Origin of the sequence: Lentzea sp. NPDC051208 (assembly GCF_040682435.1) — a bacterium.
GTDB classification, from domain to species: domain Bacteria; phylum Actinomycetota; class Actinomycetes; order Mycobacteriales; family Pseudonocardiaceae; genus Lentzea; species Lentzea kristufekii.
The window spans coordinates 211,859-228,471 of record NZ_JBFBAW010000014.1; the positions used below are offsets into that span (position 1 = coordinate 211,859).

The 16,613-nt window shown below is 68.3% G+C and carries 19 protein-coding genes; 9 read left to right on the plus strand and 10 right to left on the minus strand.

Annotated features, from left to right (window positions below; all coding sequences use genetic code 11):
- Positions 1 to 128: 128 nt before the first annotated feature.
- Positions 129 to 1,409: a D-arabinono-1,4-lactone oxidase gene (locus AB0M48_RS31355; RefSeq protein WP_363848889.1), complete on the minus strand. Its 1,281-nt coding sequence runs from the start codon at positions 1,407 to 1,409 to the stop codon at positions 129 to 131.
- Between the two features lie 86 nt (positions 1,410 to 1,495).
- Between AB0M48_RS31355 and AB0M48_RS31360 the strand changes: the two genes are divergently transcribed.
- Positions 1,496 to 2,677 carry an amino acid deaminase/aldolase gene (locus tag AB0M48_RS31360; RefSeq protein ID WP_363848891.1) on the plus strand — a complete coding sequence of 394 codons (1,182 nt, stop codon included), beginning with the start codon at positions 1,496 to 1,498 and terminating at the stop codon, positions 2,675 to 2,677.
- Here AB0M48_RS31360 and AB0M48_RS31365 read toward each other — a convergent pair.
- On the minus strand, positions 2,674 to 3,288 hold the full coding sequence (locus tag AB0M48_RS31365) for a TetR/AcrR family transcriptional regulator (RefSeq protein ID WP_363848893.1): 615 nt from the start codon (positions 3,286 to 3,288) through the stop codon (positions 2,674 to 2,676). The genes AB0M48_RS31360 and AB0M48_RS31365 overlap by 4 nt on opposite strands.
- Positions 3,289 to 3,401: 113 nt before the next feature.
- On the opposite strand from AB0M48_RS31365, the gene AB0M48_RS31370 reads away from it, so the two are divergent.
- Genes AB0M48_RS31370 through AB0M48_RS31385 form a run of 4 tightly spaced genes read left to right on the plus strand, consistent with a single transcriptional unit; the run spans position 3,402 to position 6,906 of the window.
- Positions 3,402 to 4,649, plus strand: a complete 1,248-nt coding sequence (locus AB0M48_RS31370; protein ID WP_363848895.1) for a GH1 family beta-glucosidase — start codon at positions 3,402 to 3,404, stop codon at positions 4,647 to 4,649.
- Between the two features lie 40 nt (positions 4,650 to 4,689).
- Positions 4,690 to 5,850 (plus strand): MFS transporter, encoded by a 1,161-nt coding sequence (locus AB0M48_RS31375; protein WP_363848981.1) that lies wholly within the window; start codon positions 4,690 to 4,692, stop codon positions 5,848 to 5,850.
- The gene (locus AB0M48_RS31380) at positions 5,850 to 6,629 is read left to right on the plus strand and encodes an SDR family oxidoreductase (protein ID WP_363848896.1); all 780 of its coding nucleotides are present in this window, start codon (positions 5,850 to 5,852) and stop codon (positions 6,627 to 6,629) included. Before AB0M48_RS31375 ends, AB0M48_RS31380 begins: the two co-directional genes overlap by 1 nt.
- Positions 6,630 to 6,666: 37 nt before the next feature.
- The gene (locus tag AB0M48_RS31385; RefSeq protein WP_363848897.1) at positions 6,667 to 6,906 is read left to right on the plus strand and encodes a three-helix bundle dimerization domain-containing protein; all 240 of its coding nucleotides are present in this window, start codon (positions 6,667 to 6,669) and stop codon (positions 6,904 to 6,906) included.
- 240 nt (positions 6,907 to 7,146) lie between these two features.
- On the opposite strand, the gene AB0M48_RS31390 is transcribed toward AB0M48_RS31385, so the two are convergent.
- Both AB0M48_RS31390 and AB0M48_RS31395 read right to left on the minus strand, forming a co-directional pair.
- Positions 7,147 to 7,506, minus strand: coding sequence for a hypothetical protein (locus AB0M48_RS31390; protein ID WP_030480258.1), 360 nt, complete (start codon positions 7,504 to 7,506; stop codon positions 7,147 to 7,149).
- A gap of 13 nt (positions 7,507 to 7,519) precedes the next feature.
- Positions 7,520 to 7,810 (minus strand): hypothetical protein, encoded by a 291-nt coding sequence (locus AB0M48_RS31395; protein WP_093595003.1) that lies wholly within the window; start codon positions 7,808 to 7,810, stop codon positions 7,520 to 7,522.
- 191 nt (positions 7,811 to 8,001) lie between these two features.
- On the opposite strand from AB0M48_RS31395, the gene AB0M48_RS31400 reads away from it, so the two are divergent.
- Positions 8,002 to 9,384 carry a helix-turn-helix domain-containing protein gene (locus tag AB0M48_RS31400; protein ID WP_266036404.1) on the plus strand — a complete coding sequence of 461 codons (1,383 nt, stop codon included), beginning with the start codon at positions 8,002 to 8,004 and terminating at the stop codon, positions 9,382 to 9,384.
- Between the two features lie 152 nt (positions 9,385 to 9,536).
- Positions 9,537 to 9,818 (plus strand): hypothetical protein, encoded by a 282-nt coding sequence (locus tag AB0M48_RS31405; protein WP_086664898.1) that lies wholly within the window; start codon positions 9,537 to 9,539, stop codon positions 9,816 to 9,818.
- Positions 9,819 to 9,909: 91 nt separating this feature from the next.
- Here AB0M48_RS31405 and AB0M48_RS31410 read toward each other — a convergent pair whose 3' ends face one another.
- Positions 9,910 to 10,629 carry an SDR family oxidoreductase gene (locus tag AB0M48_RS31410; protein ID WP_363848899.1) on the minus strand — a complete coding sequence of 240 codons (720 nt, stop codon included), beginning with the start codon at positions 10,627 to 10,629 and terminating at the stop codon, positions 9,910 to 9,912.
- Positions 10,630 to 10,716: 87 nt separating this feature from the next.
- Between AB0M48_RS31410 and AB0M48_RS31415 the strand changes: the two genes are divergently transcribed.
- The gene (locus AB0M48_RS31415) at positions 10,717 to 11,550 is read left to right on the plus strand and encodes a LysR family transcriptional regulator (RefSeq protein ID WP_363848901.1); all 834 of its coding nucleotides are present in this window, start codon (positions 10,717 to 10,719) and stop codon (positions 11,548 to 11,550) included.
- On the opposite strand, the gene AB0M48_RS31420 is transcribed toward AB0M48_RS31415, so the two are convergent.
- Genes AB0M48_RS31420 through AB0M48_RS31435 form a run of 4 tightly spaced genes read right to left on the minus strand, consistent with a single transcriptional unit; the run spans position 11,543 to position 14,376 of the window.
- The gene (locus AB0M48_RS31420; protein ID WP_363848902.1) at positions 11,543 to 12,562 is read right to left on the minus strand and encodes a CopD family protein; all 1,020 of its coding nucleotides are present in this window, start codon (positions 12,560 to 12,562) and stop codon (positions 11,543 to 11,545) included. The two genes, AB0M48_RS31415 and AB0M48_RS31420, sit on opposite strands and share 8 nt — an antisense overlap.
- On the minus strand, positions 12,559 to 13,083 hold the full coding sequence (locus tag AB0M48_RS31425; protein ID WP_363848904.1) for a copper resistance CopC family protein: 525 nt from the start codon (positions 13,081 to 13,083) through the stop codon (positions 12,559 to 12,561). Before AB0M48_RS31425 ends, AB0M48_RS31420 begins: the two co-directional genes overlap by 4 nt.
- Positions 13,080 to 13,811 carry a YcnI family protein gene (locus AB0M48_RS31430; RefSeq protein ID WP_363848905.1) on the minus strand — a complete coding sequence of 244 codons (732 nt, stop codon included), beginning with the start codon at positions 13,809 to 13,811 and terminating at the stop codon, positions 13,080 to 13,082. Before AB0M48_RS31430 ends, AB0M48_RS31425 begins: the two co-directional genes overlap by 4 nt.
- 49 nt (positions 13,812 to 13,860) lie before the next feature.
- Positions 13,861 to 14,376 (minus strand): hypothetical protein, encoded by a 516-nt coding sequence (locus AB0M48_RS31435; RefSeq protein WP_363848906.1) that lies wholly within the window; start codon positions 14,374 to 14,376, stop codon positions 13,861 to 13,863.
- Between the two features lie 58 nt (positions 14,377 to 14,434).
- On the opposite strand from AB0M48_RS31435, the gene AB0M48_RS31440 reads away from it, so the two are divergent.
- Positions 14,435 to 16,036 (plus strand): BCCT family transporter, encoded by a 1,602-nt coding sequence (locus AB0M48_RS31440; protein ID WP_363848907.1) that lies wholly within the window; start codon positions 14,435 to 14,437, stop codon positions 16,034 to 16,036.
- A 59-nt stretch (positions 16,037 to 16,095) separates the two neighbouring features.
- Here AB0M48_RS31440 and AB0M48_RS31445 read toward each other — a convergent pair whose 3' ends face one another.
- Positions 16,096 to 16,530 carry a DUF6474 family protein gene (locus AB0M48_RS31445; RefSeq protein WP_363848909.1) on the minus strand — a complete coding sequence of 145 codons (435 nt, stop codon included), beginning with the start codon at positions 16,528 to 16,530 and terminating at the stop codon, positions 16,096 to 16,098.
- Positions 16,531 to 16,613: the final 83 nt, after the last annotated feature.

Genomic DNA, 16,613 nt, shown 5'->3' on the forward strand with positions numbered 1-16,613 from the left:
GTACCCGCCCCCCCGGGCGCCTCGCGGGGGTAGCACCCCCACCAACCCCCGCCCCGCGTGCGGTCCGGCAACGTGAAGAAGGCTCGCTGCTGGTTGCGGTGTTGCGGACAGGACTTCCGGTCAGGTGCTTAGCCGAGCACGCGGTCCAGGTAGGGGTTCGTGAACGTCCTGCCTGGATCGACCTCGTCGCGCACCCGCAGGAAGTCGTCGAAGTGCGGGTACAGCGGGCGGAGCTCCGTCGCGGTCAGGTCGTGCATCTTGCCCCAGTGCGGGCGGCCGCCGACCGACGCCGCGATGCTCGCGTACGCGTCGAAGAAAGCCTTGTACTGCATGCCGAGTGCCTGGTGCATCGAGATGTACGCGGTGTCGCGGCCGTTCGCCGTGGACAGCCAGATGTCGTCGGCCTGGGCGACGCGCACCTCGCACGGCACGATCAGGTGGTCGCGCTCTCCCAGCTTGGCTGCCACGGTCCGGAGTTCGCCGATCACGTCCATCAGGGTCTCGCGGGGGATCGAGAACTCGGTCTCCACGAACCTCACGCGCCGGGGCGTCACGAAGACGTTGTGCGAGTAGTCCGAATAGGACCGCTCGGAGATCAGCGAGCCGCAGAGTTCGTTGAGGCGCTTGGTGTAGCGGGGGAAGGTCTTGGCGACCTTGGTGACCGCGCCGAACGCGGCGTTCTCCATGACCTCGTACTCCCAGGCCTGGCGGAGCTTCGAGAGCGGCCGCGCCGGCTCGGTGATCCTGTTGTTGCGCTTGAGGATCACGCGGTCGGAGTGGGTGAACCAGTGGAACTCGACGTGGTCCTCGACGGCGCAGAGGTCGTCGAACTGCTCCAGCACGGCGTCGAGCCGGCCGGGGGCCTCCTGGGCCTGCAGCACGAAGGACGGGACGCAGCGCAGGGTCAGGGTGCTGATGACGCCGAGTGCGCCCAGGCCCACGCGGGCGGCGTTGAAGAGGTCCGGGCGTTCGGTCCGGGAGCAGGTGACGACGGAGCCGTCGGCGAGGACCAGTTCCAGCGCTTCGATGGCGGTGGCGAGGACACCCAGTTTTCCGCCGGTGCCGTGGGTCGAGGTGGAGACCGCGCCGGCGACGGTCTGGGCGTCGATGTCGCCCAGGTTCGGCATCGCCAGGCCCAGGCGGTGCAGGTCCGCGTTGAAGACGCGCAGGGGAGTGCCGGAGCGGACGGTCACCAGTCCGGTTTCCGCGTCCGCGCGTACGATCCCGGTCCACCGGTCCAGGTCGAGTGCGGTTTCCGGGGCCACGGCGATGTCGTTGAACGAGTGGCCGCTGCCTCGCGCCCGGACGCGGCCGCCGGAGAGGACGGCTGCGGCGATCTCGTCAGTGCTGGACGGGTGGACGACGCGCGCAGGCGTGCACGAAGCCGTTCTAGCCCAGTTCGTCCACACGCGAACCTCCACGAGAGAGTGTGACCTGCGAGTAACGTAAGTGAAAGCTCTTCACGTTTCAAGGGTTCAGGACGTACGGTCAGTGCATGCGCAGAACTCGACTCGATGCCGCGACGAAGGACCTGGATCCTCCGTTCGCGATCGTCGACCTGGACGCCTTCGACCACAACGCGGCGGACCTCGCCCGCCGCGCTGCCGGTCATCCGATCCGGGTCGCGAGCAAGTCGATCCGGGTGCGCGAACTGGTGAGCCGGGCGCTCGAACGGCCCGGTTACGCCGGCGTCATGTGCTACTCGCTCGCCGAGGCGTTGTGGTTGTCGGAGCAGAACGTCAGCGAGGACTTGCTCGTCGCCTACCCGACCGCCGACCGCGCGTCGCTGCAGAAGCTCGCGGCCAACGAGACCGCACGGCAGCGCGTCACGATCATGGTCGACTCGACCGAGCACCTCGACTTCGTGGACGCGGCGATCGGTCCGCACGCCGACATCCGCGTCTGCCTGGAGCTCGACGTCTCGTGGCGGCCGTTGCCCGGTGTGCACATCGGACCGCGCCGTTCGTCGATCCACACGCCGCAGCAGGCCAAGGCGCTCGCCGCCAAGATCGTGCAGCGGCAGGGCTTCACGCTGGTCGGCGTCATGGCCTACGAGGGACAGATCGCCGGCCTGGGGGACAACCCGCCCGGTCAGCCGCTCCGCGCGATCGGGATCCGGCTCATCCAGAGCAAGTCCGGGCCTGAGCTGATCCGGCGCCGCACGGCCGTGGTCGGCGCGGTCCGCCAGGTCGCCGACCTGGAGTTCGTCAACGGCGGCGGCACCGGGAGCCTGGAGCTCACCGGGTCCGACCCGTCGGTCACCGAGCTCGCGGCGGGGTCCGGGCTCTTCGGACCGACGCTGTTCGACGGCTACCAGGCCTTCAAGCCGGAACCGGCGGCGCTGTTCGCGTTGTCCGTGGTGCGCAAGCCGACCAAGCGGGTGGCCACGCTGTTCGCCGGCGGCTACATCGCGTCCGGCACGCCGACGCCCGACCGCCAGCCGTCGCCGTACCTGCCGGCCGGGCTGAAGACGCTCGGGCTCGAAGGCGCGGGCGAGGTGCAGACGCCGGTCACCGGCAAGGCGGCGGAGCAGCTGCGGATCGGCGACCGCGTCTGGATGCGGCACGCCAAGGCCGGCGAGCTGTTCGAGCGGTTCGACGAGGTGCACCTGGTGCACGGTGACCGCATCGAGCGCACCGTGCCCACGTACCGCGGCGAGCGCCGGAACTTCGGTTAGACCGGCAGGCGTGACGACAGGTAGCCCCTGACCAGGGCCCTGGCCTCGGTCAGGATCGCCTGGTCGCCCGTCGGGTTCTTGCGGAACGCCATCTTCATCACGGCGTCGGCGGCTTCGACGGCGATCGCGATCGGCAGCCCGACCTCGGCCATCGGGATGCCGAACTTGCCCGAGATCAGCTCCGAGATCTTGTCGGAGATGACGGCGTTGTTGTCGCGGCGGTCGTCGAGCAGGCGCATGTCCACGACGTCACCGAAGTGCAGCTTCCCGAACGCGGGGATCTCGCGGTGCATCGTCACGTAGACGTCGAACACCGTGTCCACGGCGTCCCACCAGTGCTCGAGTGTCGCCTGCTCGAGCCGTTCGGTGATGCCGAGGGAGAACTTGTCGACGTTGCGCAGCGTCAGTGCCTGCACGACGGCCCTTTTGTCGGGGAAGAACTGGTAGAGCGAACCGACTGCGACGCCCGCTCTCTCCGCGATCAACGTCGTGGTGACGCCGTCGTAGCCCACCTCGTCGATCAGGGTGGCGCAGGCTTCGAGCATGCGCTCGACTCTTTTGGCGCTGCGCTGCTGAACGGGCTGGCGGCGAAGCGGGGTGGTGCTCGTCACGGCGACTCCCAGTAGTTCGGGTACTTCACATCTTGCCTGTTGCACGGCTCTTTCACTTCCCTGAACCTGTCAACACGCCTACGATCCGAACAAGTTTCACATTTGGAGGATCGATGAGCGACTTCCTTTGGGGAGTGTCGACGTCCGCGTTCCAGATCGAGGGAGCGTTCAACGCTGGCGGCCGGGGCCCCTCCGTGTGGGACGAGTTCTCTCCTGTACACGAGAACCAGAACGCTTCCGTTGCGTGCGACCACTACCACCGGTGGCGCGAGGACGTTGCGCTCATGACGCAGCTCGGCGTGAACGCGTATCGGTTCTCGATCGCGTGGCCGCGCATCCAGCCGTCCGGCAAAGGACCTGCCAACGCCGAGGGACTCGACTTCTACGACCGTCTGGTCGACGCGCTCGTCGACGTCGGTATCGCCCCCGTGGTGACGTTGTACCACTGGGACACCCCGCTGGAACTGGAAGCCGAGGGCGCCTGGCTGAACCGGGACATCGCCGACCGGTTCGCCGACTACACGGCGCTCGTCGCGGACCGGCTCGCCGACCGCGTGAAGATGTGGATCCCGATCAACGAACCCGCGATGGTGATGTTGCAGGGCTATGCGATCGGTGAGCACGCTCCCGGCAAGACGCTGCTCTTCGACGCGTTGCCGACCGCCCACCACCTGAACCTCGCTCACGGCCGTGCGGTCGAAGTGCTCCGTTCGTACAACGCGCAGGCCGTCGGCACGGCGAACAACCACACCCCCGCGTGGCCGGATGGGCCGAATGACGCAGCAGCCGCCGAGGCCTACAGCGAGATTCACAACTGGATCTACGCGGACCCCATGCTGTCGGGCCGATATCCGGACGCAGTCGCCGAGCTTCTGCCTATCGCCGATGGTGACCTGGCCACGATCCACCAGCCGCTCGACTTCTACGGCGTGAACTACTACAACCCGACGCGGCTCAAGGCGCCGTCGGAGGGCAACCCGCTGCCGTTCGAACTGGTGGAGATCGACGAGTACGAGCGCACCGCGTTCGGCTGGCCGATCGTGCCGGCCGGGCTGACCGAGATGATCGGCGCGTTGCGCGAGCGGCATCCGGGCCTGCCGCCGGTCTACGTCACGGAAAGCGGTTGCAGCTTCCCCGACGAGATCAACGACGCCGAGCGGATCTCCTATCTGGACGGACACCTCAAGGCCGCGCAGGCAGCGGACGTCGCCGGGTACTTCGTGTGGTCGCTGCTCGACAACTTCGAGTGGGAGGCCGGGTACTCGCAGCGCTTCGGCCTGGTCCAGGTCGACTACGAGACGCAGACCCGCACGCCGCGCGACTCGTTCCACTGGTACAGAAAGGTGATCAGCGGTGAGTGAAGCCCTCGCTGAGCCGGTGGTGCGGGTTCGCCGCGGCTGGATGGCCTGGCTGTTCTGCGCGAACCTCGGGTTGTGGCTGGCGGTCTACGCGCCGATCCAGGTCCTGTTGCCGCAACAGGCCGAGATGCTGGACAAGGCCGGCAAGGAGCTGGTGTTCGGCATCGTCACCGGGTTCGGCGGCCTGGTGTCGTTGCTCGTCGTGCCGTTGATCGGGTTCCTGTCCGACCGCACGACCTCGCGGTTCGGCCGTCGCCACCCGTGGACGCTGGCCGGCGCCGTCATCGGTGCTCTCGGGCTCGCCGTGCTGGCCAACGCGCCGTCCGTCGTCGTGATGACCATCGGCTGGTGCCTCGTGCAGGCCGGTATCGGCGGCATGCTCGCCGCGCTGACCTCGGCCGTGCCGGACCGGGTGCCCATCGAGCAACGCGCCCAGGTCGGTGGGCTGATCGGGATCAGCCAGATGCTCGGCACGGTGCTGGGCGCGGTCGTGGTGACCCTGCTGGTCAGCGGACTGACCGCGGGCTACCTGGCGTGCGCGGTCATCGTGCTGGTCGGCGCCGTCTTCTTCGTCCTGCGCACGCCGGACACGCAGCTCGTCGTGAAGCCGGTCACGCCGACGTTCTGGATCTCGCCCAGGCAGAACCCCGACTTCGCGTGGGCGTGGGGCGGTCACCTGATGATCAACCTCGGCAACGCGTTCGGGACGCTCTACCTCCTCTACTTCCTCGGCGACGTGGTCCACCACGAGTCACCCGAGGACGGGTTGCTGGTGCTCATGGCGCTCTACGGGGTGGCGCTCGCCGCAGGAGCGGTGCTGTTCGGCGCACGGAGTGATCGTTCCGGGCGTCGCAAGCCGTATGTGTACGGTGCCTCGGCCGTGATGGCGCTGGCGGCGTTGATCCTGGTCATCTGGCCGACCTGGACCGCCGTCCTGATCGCCTCCCCGCTGCTCGGCGTCGGCTTCGGCACGTACTGGGCCGTCGCGATCGCGCTGCTCACGCAGGTGCTGCCGACCGCGACCGATCGGGCCAAGGACCTGGGCGTGCTCAACGTGGCCAACGCGTTGCCGCAGGTCATCGCCCCCTTGCTGACAGCGTTGATCCTGGCCAACCTGGGTGGTTACCGCGGTCTGTTCGCGGTCTCCGCGCTGGCGACGACGCTGGCCGCGGTGTTGATGAGTCGAGTGCGATCGGTGGTCTGATGCAGGTCGAGGGCAAGAAGGTTCTGGTCACGGGAGCGTCCCAGGGAATCGGCGCCGAGGCCGCGTTCCGGTTCGCGGCCCACGGCGCACACGTCCACCTTGTGGCCCGCAGCGCCGAACTGCTCGATCTGCAGGTCGAACGGATCAAGGAGTTCGGCGGCTCGGCGACAGCTCATCAGGCGGATCTCGCGGACGCCGAGCAGATCCGCGCACTCGCCGAGGACGTGCCGGCCCCGGACGTGCTGGTCAACAACGCGGGTGTCGGGCGCTGGCTGTTCCTCGACGACACGTCGTCCGACGAGCTGGTCGCGATGACCGCTGTGCCTTACATGGCGGCGTTGTTGCTGACCAGGGAGTACCTGGGCGCCATGCGGTCGCGTGGGTCCGGCTGGATCGTCAACGTGAACTCGCCGGTGTCGCGGCTGCCGATCCCCGGCTGCGCGGGCTACCAGTCGTCGCGGTGGGCGTTGCGCGGGCTGACCGCGTCGTTGCGCCTCGACCTGCGGGGAACCGGTGTCGGCGTCAGCGAAGTGGTGCCCGGCAAGGTCTCCAGCGAGTACTTCAACAACAACCCCGGAGCCGAGGAACGGATCCCGGCGATCGCCCGGATGATCCCGACCGTCACGCCGCAGCAGTGCGCGAAGGCGATCGTGGACGCCGTGGAGAAGGAACGCGCCGAGCACCTGTTCCCCTGGCAGCTCAAGGCGTTCGAGATCTCCGGCCGGCTGTTCCCCGGCCTGACCTCGTACCTGGCGTGGAAGACGGGTACGCACCGCTGAACGCGGGCATCCCAGGTGAAAACCCTGGGAGGCAACCATGACGCGCATGATCGACGGCCATCTCGTCCGCGACCCGCACGGCCTGCACGCCGAAACCGAGGACCAGCTGCGCCAGGCGGTTGCCGAAGTGCGGCGCCGCGTGGGCGACGAGTACGACGAACAGGCTGTGCGGAGTGCTGTGCGGGACTCGTACGACGAGATCCACGATCACGCGAAGATCGAGTCGTTCCTGCCGATCCTGGCCGCGCGGGCGGCCGAGCAGAAGCTCGCCCAGTAGCGAAAACGGCCCTCACCTGCGCGGGAGGTGCAGGCAAGGGCCGTGGTTGGTGACCGCGGACCGGCGACGGTCGGGGAGGGAAGGTGCACGTCACCGGCCCGCGGGAATCTGTGGAGTTGTCAAGCTGACCGGGGCCCGCGATGTCGCGGTCGGGGGTTCGCACATCGCGGGCCACCGGTCAGTAGGCGGTTTGCAGACCTGGTCGTGTCGGGGGGACGCCAGGTCAGTCGCAAACGCCCGTTAGTGGGCTCGAGCCACCGCGCGGCGGGACCGGGTGACAGGAGGAGTCACCGGGGCCTCGCGCAGATGGCGAGCCGGGCGCGGGGCGAGTCCGCCCGCGACCAGGTGTTCGTACGCGGCGCGCCACACCGAGCAAGGTGACTTCTGCTGGCGCCAACGGCCGGAACATTCAGGGCAGTTGCCCTTCTCGTCCGGCTCGTGCGCTGCCAGCAGAGCACGCCATCCCTCGGTCAGCCGAGGGAGCTCGGATCGAGCCACCGACAGGAGGGACGGGGCGTCAGCGCGGCTCGCCAGCTCTGTGAGCAGGTCGAGGCGTTCCCACACAGCGTTGCGAAGAACCTGTCCGAGGATCGCGTCCATCGAAACGTCACCGTCACCTTTCCGCCTGGTCGGCGGCTTCGCGTAGCGCAGCCCTGAGCTGTACGAGCTGGTCGTGGGACAAGACTGCCGTCTCCCCGGGAGGGCCTACCAGGACCACTTGGCCCTGAACGACCTTCACGGTGAGCTGGCGGTCCCGGTCGACCACGTCGCCGCAGCTGATCTGCCACGTCCGACGTTGCCCGGTCATGCCGCGCCATGTGGAGTCGGTGTCACCCGTCTCCACAATGGAGGTGGAGCCTGAGGAGGAGCTGTCCACTATTAGGTCGTTCCTCTCCGTGCTCACTCGCTTACCGGAGTCCAGATTGCGATGATTCATGCCGGAACGGGACGTCACAGCGCTGACCGGTGGAACTCTTACGGTGAGCGGTAAGCGGTGTTCGGTAGAGCCGATCAGCTCCGCCGAAGAGGACTTCTCGGGCTCGGGGACCTGCCCCTAGTCTGCCGATGACGCCCAACGGACTGTGAGGGTGCGCGATGAACACCATGAGTTCCCAGGGCTCTCCGATCCCCACCGAGGTGTGGGACCACCAGGAGATGCGGGACGCACTTGCCCGACGAGAGATCAGCTCGGTCTACCGGCTGCTCCGAAGGCACGGCGTGTCCCAGCGCCAGATCGCGGCGCTCACCGGGCAATCGCAGTCCGAGGTCTCGGAGATCCTCAAGGGACGCCAGGTGATGGCGTACGACGTCCTGACGAGGATCGCCGTCGGCTTGGGTGTCCCACGTGGATACATGGGTCTCGCCTATGACGAGACAACGGCAGTACGGGTGGCCGCGACCGCGGACTCACCCCATCCTGAGGAGGACGAGTCGGTGAAGCGTCGGAAGTTCCTCGCGCACGCCGCCGCCGTGACAGTGGGCGCGGCCGTGTTCGGAGCGGACTCCGGGTCGTGGGTTTCACACCCCACACAGACTCCGGCTCCGGGACGCATCGGCATGACCGATGTGCGCCAGGTCGAAGCGGCGACGCGGGCTCTGCGTGCCCTGGACTACCAGTACGGCGGCGGTTCCTGCCGCGACGCGGTGGTCGCCCAGCTGTCCTGGGGACAGCAGATGCTCGGTGCCAGCTCCACGGACATCGTCCGCCAGCGACTCTTCGTCGCACTGGCGGACCTGCACAACCTCGCCGGCTGGACGTCGTTCGACACGGGTCTGATGGATTCCGCCCGCAACCACTTCGGTCAGGCTCTCGACCTCGCCAAGCAGGGCGAGAACGAGGCGCTGATGGCGAACATCCTGTACCGCATGGGTCGCGTCTACTTGCACCAGAACGCCCCCGACGACGCGCTGAAGGTGTTCCAGCTGGGCCAGCTGGCCGCGCAGAACTCCGGTTCCGAACTGGCCGTGGGCATCCTGTGCGCCAACGAGGCCTGGGCCTACGCGAAGATGGGTTCCGACGAGCAGGCGCTCAAGCTGCTCGGCCGCGCCCGTGACGAGTTCTCCCGTTCGAACATCGCCGAAGCGCCCGCGTGGGCCCGGTTCTTCAACGAGATCGACCTCTCGTCCATGATCGGCACGGTGCACACGGAGCTCGCTCAGACGGTGGACCCCAAGTACACGAGGACCGCGATCCCCGCGCTGTCCAAGGCGATCAACAACTTCGGCGACGAGTACGCGCGCAGCCGTTCGTTCAACCTGACCTCGATGGCGATCAACCACCTGCTCGAGGGCGACATCGACCACGGCGCCAAGATCGGCCGCCAGGCCGTCGACCTGTCGGAGAGCCTCAAGTCGGTCCGCACCAAGCAGCGCATGGAGCCGCTTCGCCAGGAAGCCGACAAGCGCCGCAACAACCCCGAGGCCCGCGAGCTCGCGGACCGCGTCGCCCGGTTCACCGGAGCCGAGTCGGCCGCCTGATCTCATCTCGTTTGGGCCCTATAGCACCACTTTTGAATGGTGTGGGACACGAACCGGTAACGCCAGGACCTTCGCACACGAATGCAGCATCGACGGGCGAGAAATCCACGCCTAAGGTGCGGCAGGTCGGGGCGAAGGACGAGGTGCGGCGCGTGAGCCTTACTCGGAGGTGGCGTTCCAAGAGAGCGCTGCGGTCCGCGCAGTTGCTCGACGAGGTGGTGGACACCCAGCTACCACTGCTGGCGGGCTTCGACGAGGAGCGCCGGCGGCGATCCGCCGACTACCTCGCCGAACTCGTGGCGCTGGCCCAGGACTACCGCTACTACGCCAACGGCTGGATCGACAGCCGTGAGCTGGACCGCCGCGGTCAGCGGACGATGAACCGGCTGGCGCGGATGCGAGAAGAATCTTCTGCCCGACTGATCACCGACTAGTCCGTTCGTGTGCAGCTCGTCGCTCCGATCGGACCACTCGTCGAGTCCAGCCGAAGTAGTGGATGTTTCACGTTGAACATTCGACCCGTTCTCACCAGGGCACGGTCCCGGCGTGGTCGAACAGACCGCCGGTCGGACCGTCGTCGGGCAGCGTGGCCAGCCTGATCGCGATCCTCGCGCCGTCCTCCGGCGTCTCGTGTCCCTGGAAACCGTTGAACTCGGTGGCGACGTAGCCGGGACAGGCACCGTTGATCTTGATGCCGGTGAGTTCCTTGGCGTACTGGACGGTGATGGCGTTCAGGAACGTCTTCGACGGCGTGTAGACCCCGTTGACGTCACCCAGCTCCACGCCCGGCGTGGTCTGCAGGGTCAGCGACGAGAGATGGCTCGACTGGTTGACGATGCGCGGCCGCGCCGACCGTCCCAGCAGCGGCAGCATCGCGTTGGTGACCCTGACGACGCCGATCACGTTGGTCTCCAGCACCTCCCTCAGGCTCGCAGCCGTCGCGACCGAGGGCGCCATGGGCCACGGCCCCGCGATCCCCGCGTTGTTCACCAGCACGTCGAGACGGCCAAACCGCTCGTCGAGCAGTGCCACGGCGGAAGCCACGCTCTCGTCGTCGGTAACGTCCAACGGCACAGCGAACGCATCGACGCCGTTCGCACGCAGTTTCGCCGCCGCTTCCTCGCCGCGTTCGCGGTTGCGCGACCCGACTCCGACGCTGATGCCCAGCGCGCCGAGGCCTGCCGCGATCTCGTACCCGATGCCCTTGTTCGCGCCCGTGACCAGCGCAATCGTCTGTTCGCTCATGCACTTGATCGTCGTCTGGAACGCCGTCAGGACCAACATCACTTCGGTGCCGCAGCGATACCCGGCCGGTATGGATACCGTGGCGGGGTGGAGACACGAGAGCTCCGGTACTTCGTCGCGGTCGCCGAGGAACTGAACTTCGGCCGCGCCGCCGAACGCCTCGGCATCGCCCAGCCACCGCTCTCCCGGGCGATCGCCCAGCTCGAACACCGGCTCGGCGTCGCGTTGCTGATCCGCACCAGCCGCAAGGTCTCGCTCACCGGCGCCGGCGAGGTGCTGCTCGCGGAGGGCAGGGCGATCCTCGGGGCGGTGGCGGCGGCCGAACGGCGAACGCGTGCCGCTGCCGCCGACCGGCCGTCGCTCGTCGTGGCCGCCAAGGCCGGCAGTTCCGGTGAGGTGCTGGCGAAGCTGCTCGACGCGTACGCCGGCGAGCCCGGCGCCGTGCCCGTCGACGTCCTGCTGTGCGAGTCGAACACCCACGTCCCGCTGCTCGACGGACGGGCCGACGTGGCGTTGCTGCACGAGCCGTACGACCCGACGACAGGCCTCGACGTGGAGGTCCTGAACACCGAGGGCCAGGTCGCGGTCGTGCAGGCCGCACATCCGCTGGCCGCCAGGTCCCAGCTGCGCGCGGCTGACGTCAGCGACCTGCCGGACCTCGCGCGCTGGCCCCGCCGGGACGGCACCTACCCGGACGGCTCCGGGGCCGAGGTGCGCAACCTGACCCAGCTGTTCCAGCTGATCGAGCTCGGCAGAGCTGTCGCGGTCCTGCCGGAAGCCGTCCGCACAGGGCTGGCCGAAGGGCTGGTCGCGATTCCGGTCGTCGACGCGCCTCGGGTCACGACGGTGATCGCGTGGCCTCCGCACAGCCGGTCACGCGCACTCGCCGACCTGGTCAGGGTCGCGACGGGCTTCAGCTGACCGGCGCGCGGCTCAGCACGACGGCGAGCCCGAAGGCGACGCCCATGATCGTGACTTCCAGGATCGCCCACTGCACGATCGCGGTGACCTTGTGCTGGGAGATCTTCGGCAGCAGCCGCCACCGGACGTGGGCGCCGAGCACCGCGATCAGCACGGCGCAGACGGCCTTGCCCACGAACAGCAGCCCGTAACCGGTGGTGAACAGCGACTGCGGGAACGGCACGACCGGGTTGAGGATCAGCTCCAGCAACCCGTTGAACAGGCCCGTGACCGCGACGACGACCAGGCTGACGGTCGCGACCTTCGAGAACTTCGGCAGCGCGATCGCCAGCAGCCCCTTGCGGTAGGCGACCAGCGCGATCAGCGCGCCGAGCCCGCCGGTCCACGCCGCGGCGCCCAGCACGTGCAGCTCCATGGAGACCATCGAGTAGTCGTGGTACTTCCAGTTGGAGGCGTGCCCGGTCACCGGGATCGGCAGCAGCCCGAACATCGAGATGAGGATCCGCAGCTCAGCGGGCACGGACTCGCCGCTGCGGACCGCCATCACGCCGACGACCAGGTAGACGAACGCGCAGGCCGCGCTGAACAGCAGGCCCTTGCCGGCGCCGACGGTCGCGATGTAGTCGATCGCGTTGCCGACGCTGACGTCACTGCCCGGCCGCAGCTCTGCGGCCTGCAGGACGATCGCGACCAGCGCGGTGACCACCCAGACGGCGGCGGCGACGACCGCGACCGGCCGGGCGATGCGCATGACGGGTTCGGTGTGCGTGGGCCGGTCGAAGCCGAGCAGCTTCGGCAGGATCGACAGCCCGACGACGATCGTCGCCGAGACGTCGAGCAGCACCCGTGTGACCGGCAGGCCGTACCGGACCGCAGCCCCGGCGTCGACGACCCCGGCGACCACCACGGGTGGTGCCAGCACGAGGCCGAGCGCGATGCCTCCGAGTGCGCCGAACACGAGTCCGGCGAGCACGCGGTAGTGCGTGGGGGCGGCGGTCCGGACGTCGCTCATGCCTTCGTGCCTCCGCCTCGCAGGGCGAAGAACACGCCACCGCCGAGCAGGACCACGGCGCCGGCGATCCAGACCCAGATGGGCAGGCCGTCGGACGGCTGCGTGTCCATCAGGTTGTTGGCGTCGATCGCGCGGGGCGTGCCCGTGCCGTCCTTGGTGAGCGTGAACGTCAGCTCACCGGAGACGGGGTGCCCGTCGGCGGACAGGATGCGGTAGCCGATCTTGTACTCGCCGGCCTTGCCCAGGGCGTCGACCTTCGCGGAGACCGTTGTGTCCTTGATCGTCGGGTCGCCCGCGGCCTCGTAGTGGCCGCCGTTCGAGTCGACCACCGAGATCGTGTTGATGCCCTGGCCGCCCTGCACGTCCTGGTCGAACGTCAGCGTGACCGTCGAGGGACCGACCTCCAGCGAGGACTTGTCCTTCGGGTCGCTGCCGATCAGTGCGTTGTGCGCCGCCGCGGGGGCGGCCGTGACGAGCACGGCCGCACCAGCGAACAGGAACGCGATCAAAGCGCGCTTCATGCCTTGCGCCTCGAACGCAGGATCGCGCCGACACCGAAGCCCAGGCCGAGCGCACCGACGGCCAGACCGGCGCCACCGAGGTAGCGGGCGGTCTGGTCGGAACCGGCAGCGGACGCCTCGTGCGTGTCGGTGCCGCTGGCGGCCGGAGTCGTGCCGTGACCACCGTGGCCGTCGTCGCCGGCCTTCTTCGGGGCGAGCTTCAGCGCGGGCGCCGGGTGCTCCGGCTCCTTGCCGTCGGCACCGGGAGCCTGGCTCCAGTCCACGACCTCGCCGTTCTCGTAGGTCTGCTTGGTCGGCAGGAGCAGGGTGTCCTTCTCCGGGAGGGTGCCGAGGGCGACGTAGAACTCCTGGTACTCGTTGACCCCGATCTTCGTGCCGGGCTCGGCGGTCCAGGTGATCGAGGTGAACGCCTCGGTGACCTCCTTGCCGGCGATCGTCACGGGCTTGTCGAGCTTGCCCTTGACGACCTCGGCCTTCCATCCGGTCAGCGGCCTGGTGCGCACCGACGTGAGCGGTGTGTCCTTCGGCAGCGTCACCTCGATCTTGGTGGTGCCGGCGTTGTCGCGCTCGTTCGGGACGCGGAACGCGAACGTCGCGCGGCCGCCCTGGGTGAACTCCGCGGGCTGGGCGCTGACGTGCGCCGACGCGATGGTCGGGGTGCCGAGGACGGCGATTCCGGCAACGGCGAGGACGGCGAGCGTGCGCACGCCGAATCGATTTGTCGACATGAAGTTGTGGCTCCTGATGCCAAAGGGATCTGCAGAGGGATGCGGATGATCAGGAGTCACAGGGCGGGCCGCGCCGCCCGTTCACACGCGACAGTTCCAGGTGGCGTGCGTTCTGGACGTACGGCGTGCTGGTGAACGTCCGCGCCGGCGTGGTGACCGGAAGCGGCGTGAGCCTGCGGGGGATCAGGCGGGTGACGGCGGCGATCAGCCTGAACAGGGCGTTCTCGGCGTGGAACAGCAGGATGCCGGTCAGCGTCGCGGCGACGAGGTGCGCCACGAACATCTGACCGGTGAGCGTGTTGTTGTGCTCGTGGTTGACCCAGGTCAGCAGCAGGTGCTGCGCGAGCTGGGCCGTGCCGAGGCCGGCGATGACCGACAGCTTCCCGGTGCGCTTGTCGGCCAGTGACGCCGCCGCGAGCGCGATCAGCGCCACCAGGGGCAGCGCGTGGATGAACTCGGAGATCTCGCCGCCGCCCAGCCCGTGGGCGGTGATCGTGAGCGCGGCGGACGTCAGCGCGAGTGCGGCACCACGAAGGGTGCGCAACTCACTCGTCCGTGTGCTCACGGGTTTGAGGGTAATCGGAGGAGTTTGGCCAGGTCTACGACCGGGTACCAAGGGCCGCATGACCGTTCAATGCGACAGGCCGGGCCGTACCGACCGGGTTGTGTTCGGCGTTGCCGCAGGTCTCACGCTTGCGTTCGTGACCTGGGGAATCGTAGGAACAGACTCGTTGGCCGCCGCCTCGAAGGCCGCGCTCGGCTGGATCATCCAGAACCTGGGATGGGCTTTCGTGATCTCGGCCTCCGGGTTCGTGGTCTTCGCCCTGTGGCTCGCGTTCAGCCGGTACGGGAAGATCCCGCTCGGCCAGGACGACGAGAAACCCGAGTTCAGGACCGTGTCCTGGGTCGCGATGATGTTCAGCGCCGGCATGGGCATCGGCCTCATGTTCTACGGCGTCAACGAGCCGCTGACCCACTTCGTGAAGCCGCCGCCCGGCACCGAGGGTGATCCCCTCGAAACCGCGATGGCCACCACGCTGTTCCACTGGACGCTGCACCCGTGGGCGATCTACGCGATCGTCGGCATCGCCATCGCGTACAGCAGCTTCCGCCGCGGCAGGTCCTCGCTGATCAGCTCCGCGTTCACGCCACTGCTGGGCCGTCGTGCCTCGTCGGGCTGGGGCCGCGCCATCGACGTGATGGCCATCTTCGCGACCCTGTTCGGCTCGGCCGCCTCGCTCGGTCTCGGTGCCCTGCAGATCGGGAGCGGGCTGGAGGCCGCCGGGTGGGCCGGTGGCGTCGGCAAGGGCGTGCTGGTCGCGATCATCGCGATCCTGACCGTCGCCTTCGTCGCGTCCGCCGTCTCGGGTGTCGCGAAGGGCATCCAGTGGCTGTCGAACATCAACATGGTGCTGGCCGTCGTGCTGGCGCTGTTCCTGTTCGTGGTCGGCCCGACGGTCTTCATCCTGAACCTGGTGCCGACCGCGCTGGGCGACTACTTCCGCGAGCTCGCGAACATGGCCGGCCGGACCGCCGCCTCCGGTGGCGACGCGACCCAGACGTGGATGTCCGGGTGGACGATCTTCTACTGGGCGTGGTGGATCTCGTGGACGCCGTTCGTCGGCATGTTCATCGCGCGGATCTCGCGCGGCCGCACGATCAAGCAGTTCGTGGCCGGCGTGATCATGGTGCCGTCCGCGGTGTCGCTGGTGTGGTTCGCGATCCTGGGTGGCACGGCGATCTTCGAGCAGCGCAACGGAGTGGATCTCGCCGGTCAGGCGTCGCCCGAGTCGCAGCTCTTCTCGCTGCTCGACCAGTTCCCGCTCGCGGGAGTCGCCGGGGTGATCGTCATGGTGCTGGTGGCGATCTTCTTCGTGTCGGGCGCCGACGCCGCGTCCATCGTGATGGGAACGCTCTCGCAGGAGGGCACCATCCGGCCCAAGAAGCCGGTGGTGATCTTCTGGGGTGTGCTGACCGGTGCCGTCGCCGCGGTCATGCTGCTGGTCGGCGGGTCGAACGCGCTGACAGGGCTGCAGAACCTGACGATCATCGCGGCGCTGCCGTTCATGGTCGTCATGGTCGGGCTGTGCGTCTCGCTGGCCAAGGACCTGCGCTCCGACCCGATGATCAGGCGTGAGGAGCGGACGGCCGAGGTGATGGAAGAAATCGCCGACGGTTATCCACAGATCGCTGAACGGCAGCTCGACCAGCCCGTACCCCGATAAACTGGAGCGGGGCCGGTCCCCCGGGAGGGTGGGGGTGTGACCCCGGCCTGTTGATCTTGCTAGCGCACGTTCAGGCGCCTGAGCAACTCCTGCTCCAGCATCTCCAGATCAGTCCCGACGGCCCGGTGCGCTGCTTTGCGCCGGGCCGTCGGCATGCGTTCGGACGCGCGGACGGCGGCGAGCAACTGCGTCAGCCGGGCCTCGGTCTTCGACACCCAATCGGAATCCGTCGCCCGCAACGTCTCCAGCGACTCCGAAAAGCCGACAATCCGCGCGTGCAACCGGGCGCCGTATCCGGAGTACCTGCCGATGTCCGCGACGTCGATGCCGAGCCTGCGCGCCCGGTACCGGTCGTACTGCTCGCTCAAAACCCCAGCTCCGCGGGCGATCACCGGAGCCAGCACCGGAATGAGCGCGGGCGCCACCACCTTCGCGACACCGACCAGGTTCTTGGCTCGGCCGGGCGTGAAGCCGGCCTTCGCTTTGCGCGCCATTCGGGTACACCTCCTCCGTCACGTGAAACTTACTGCCCAGGTTGCCGACACATCTCCCCGACGCGCGACATACCCTGCATCCT

Bases quoted from the DNA above. Each gene is read 5' to 3' on its own strand.
- AB0M48_RS31445 (WP_363848909.1), bottom strand. From the start codon at position 16,530: ATGGCGCGCAAAGCGAAGGCCGGCTTCACGCCCGGCCGAGCCAAGAAC.
- AB0M48_RS31410 (WP_363848899.1), bottom strand. From the start codon at position 10,629: ATGAGCGAACAGACGATTGCGCTGGTCACGGGCGCGAACAAGGGCATC.
- AB0M48_RS31390 (WP_030480258.1), bottom strand. From the start codon at position 7,506: ATGGACGCGATCCTCGGACAGGTTCTTCGCAACGCTGTGTGGGAACGC.
- AB0M48_RS31360 (WP_363848891.1), top strand. From the start codon at position 1,496: ATGCGCAGAACTCGACTCGATGCCGCGACGAAGGACCTGGATCCTCCG.
- AB0M48_RS31400 (WP_266036404.1), top strand. From the start codon at position 8,002: ATGAACACCATGAGTTCCCAGGGCTCTCCGATCCCCACCGAGGTGTGG.
- AB0M48_RS31440 (WP_363848907.1), top strand. From the start codon at position 14,435: ATGACCGTTCAATGCGACAGGCCGGGCCGTACCGACCGGGTTGTGTTC.
- AB0M48_RS31420 (WP_363848902.1), bottom strand. From the start codon at position 12,562: ATGAGCGACGTCCGGACCGCCGCCCCCACGCACTACCGCGTGCTCGCC.
- AB0M48_RS31425 (WP_363848904.1), bottom strand. From the start codon at position 13,083: ATGAAGCGCGCTTTGATCGCGTTCCTGTTCGCTGGTGCGGCCGTGCTC.
- AB0M48_RS31385 (WP_363848897.1), top strand. From the start codon at position 6,667: ATGACGCGCATGATCGACGGCCATCTCGTCCGCGACCCGCACGGCCTG.
- AB0M48_RS31375 (WP_363848981.1), top strand. From the start codon at position 4,690: ATGGCCTGGCTGTTCTGCGCGAACCTCGGGTTGTGGCTGGCGGTCTAC.
- AB0M48_RS31370 (WP_363848895.1), top strand. From the start codon at position 3,402: ATGAGCGACTTCCTTTGGGGAGTGTCGACGTCCGCGTTCCAGATCGAG.
- AB0M48_RS31380 (WP_363848896.1), top strand. From the start codon at position 5,850: ATGCAGGTCGAGGGCAAGAAGGTTCTGGTCACGGGAGCGTCCCAGGGA.
- AB0M48_RS31430 (WP_363848905.1), bottom strand. From the start codon at position 13,811: ATGTCGACAAATCGATTCGGCGTGCGCACGCTCGCCGTCCTCGCCGTT.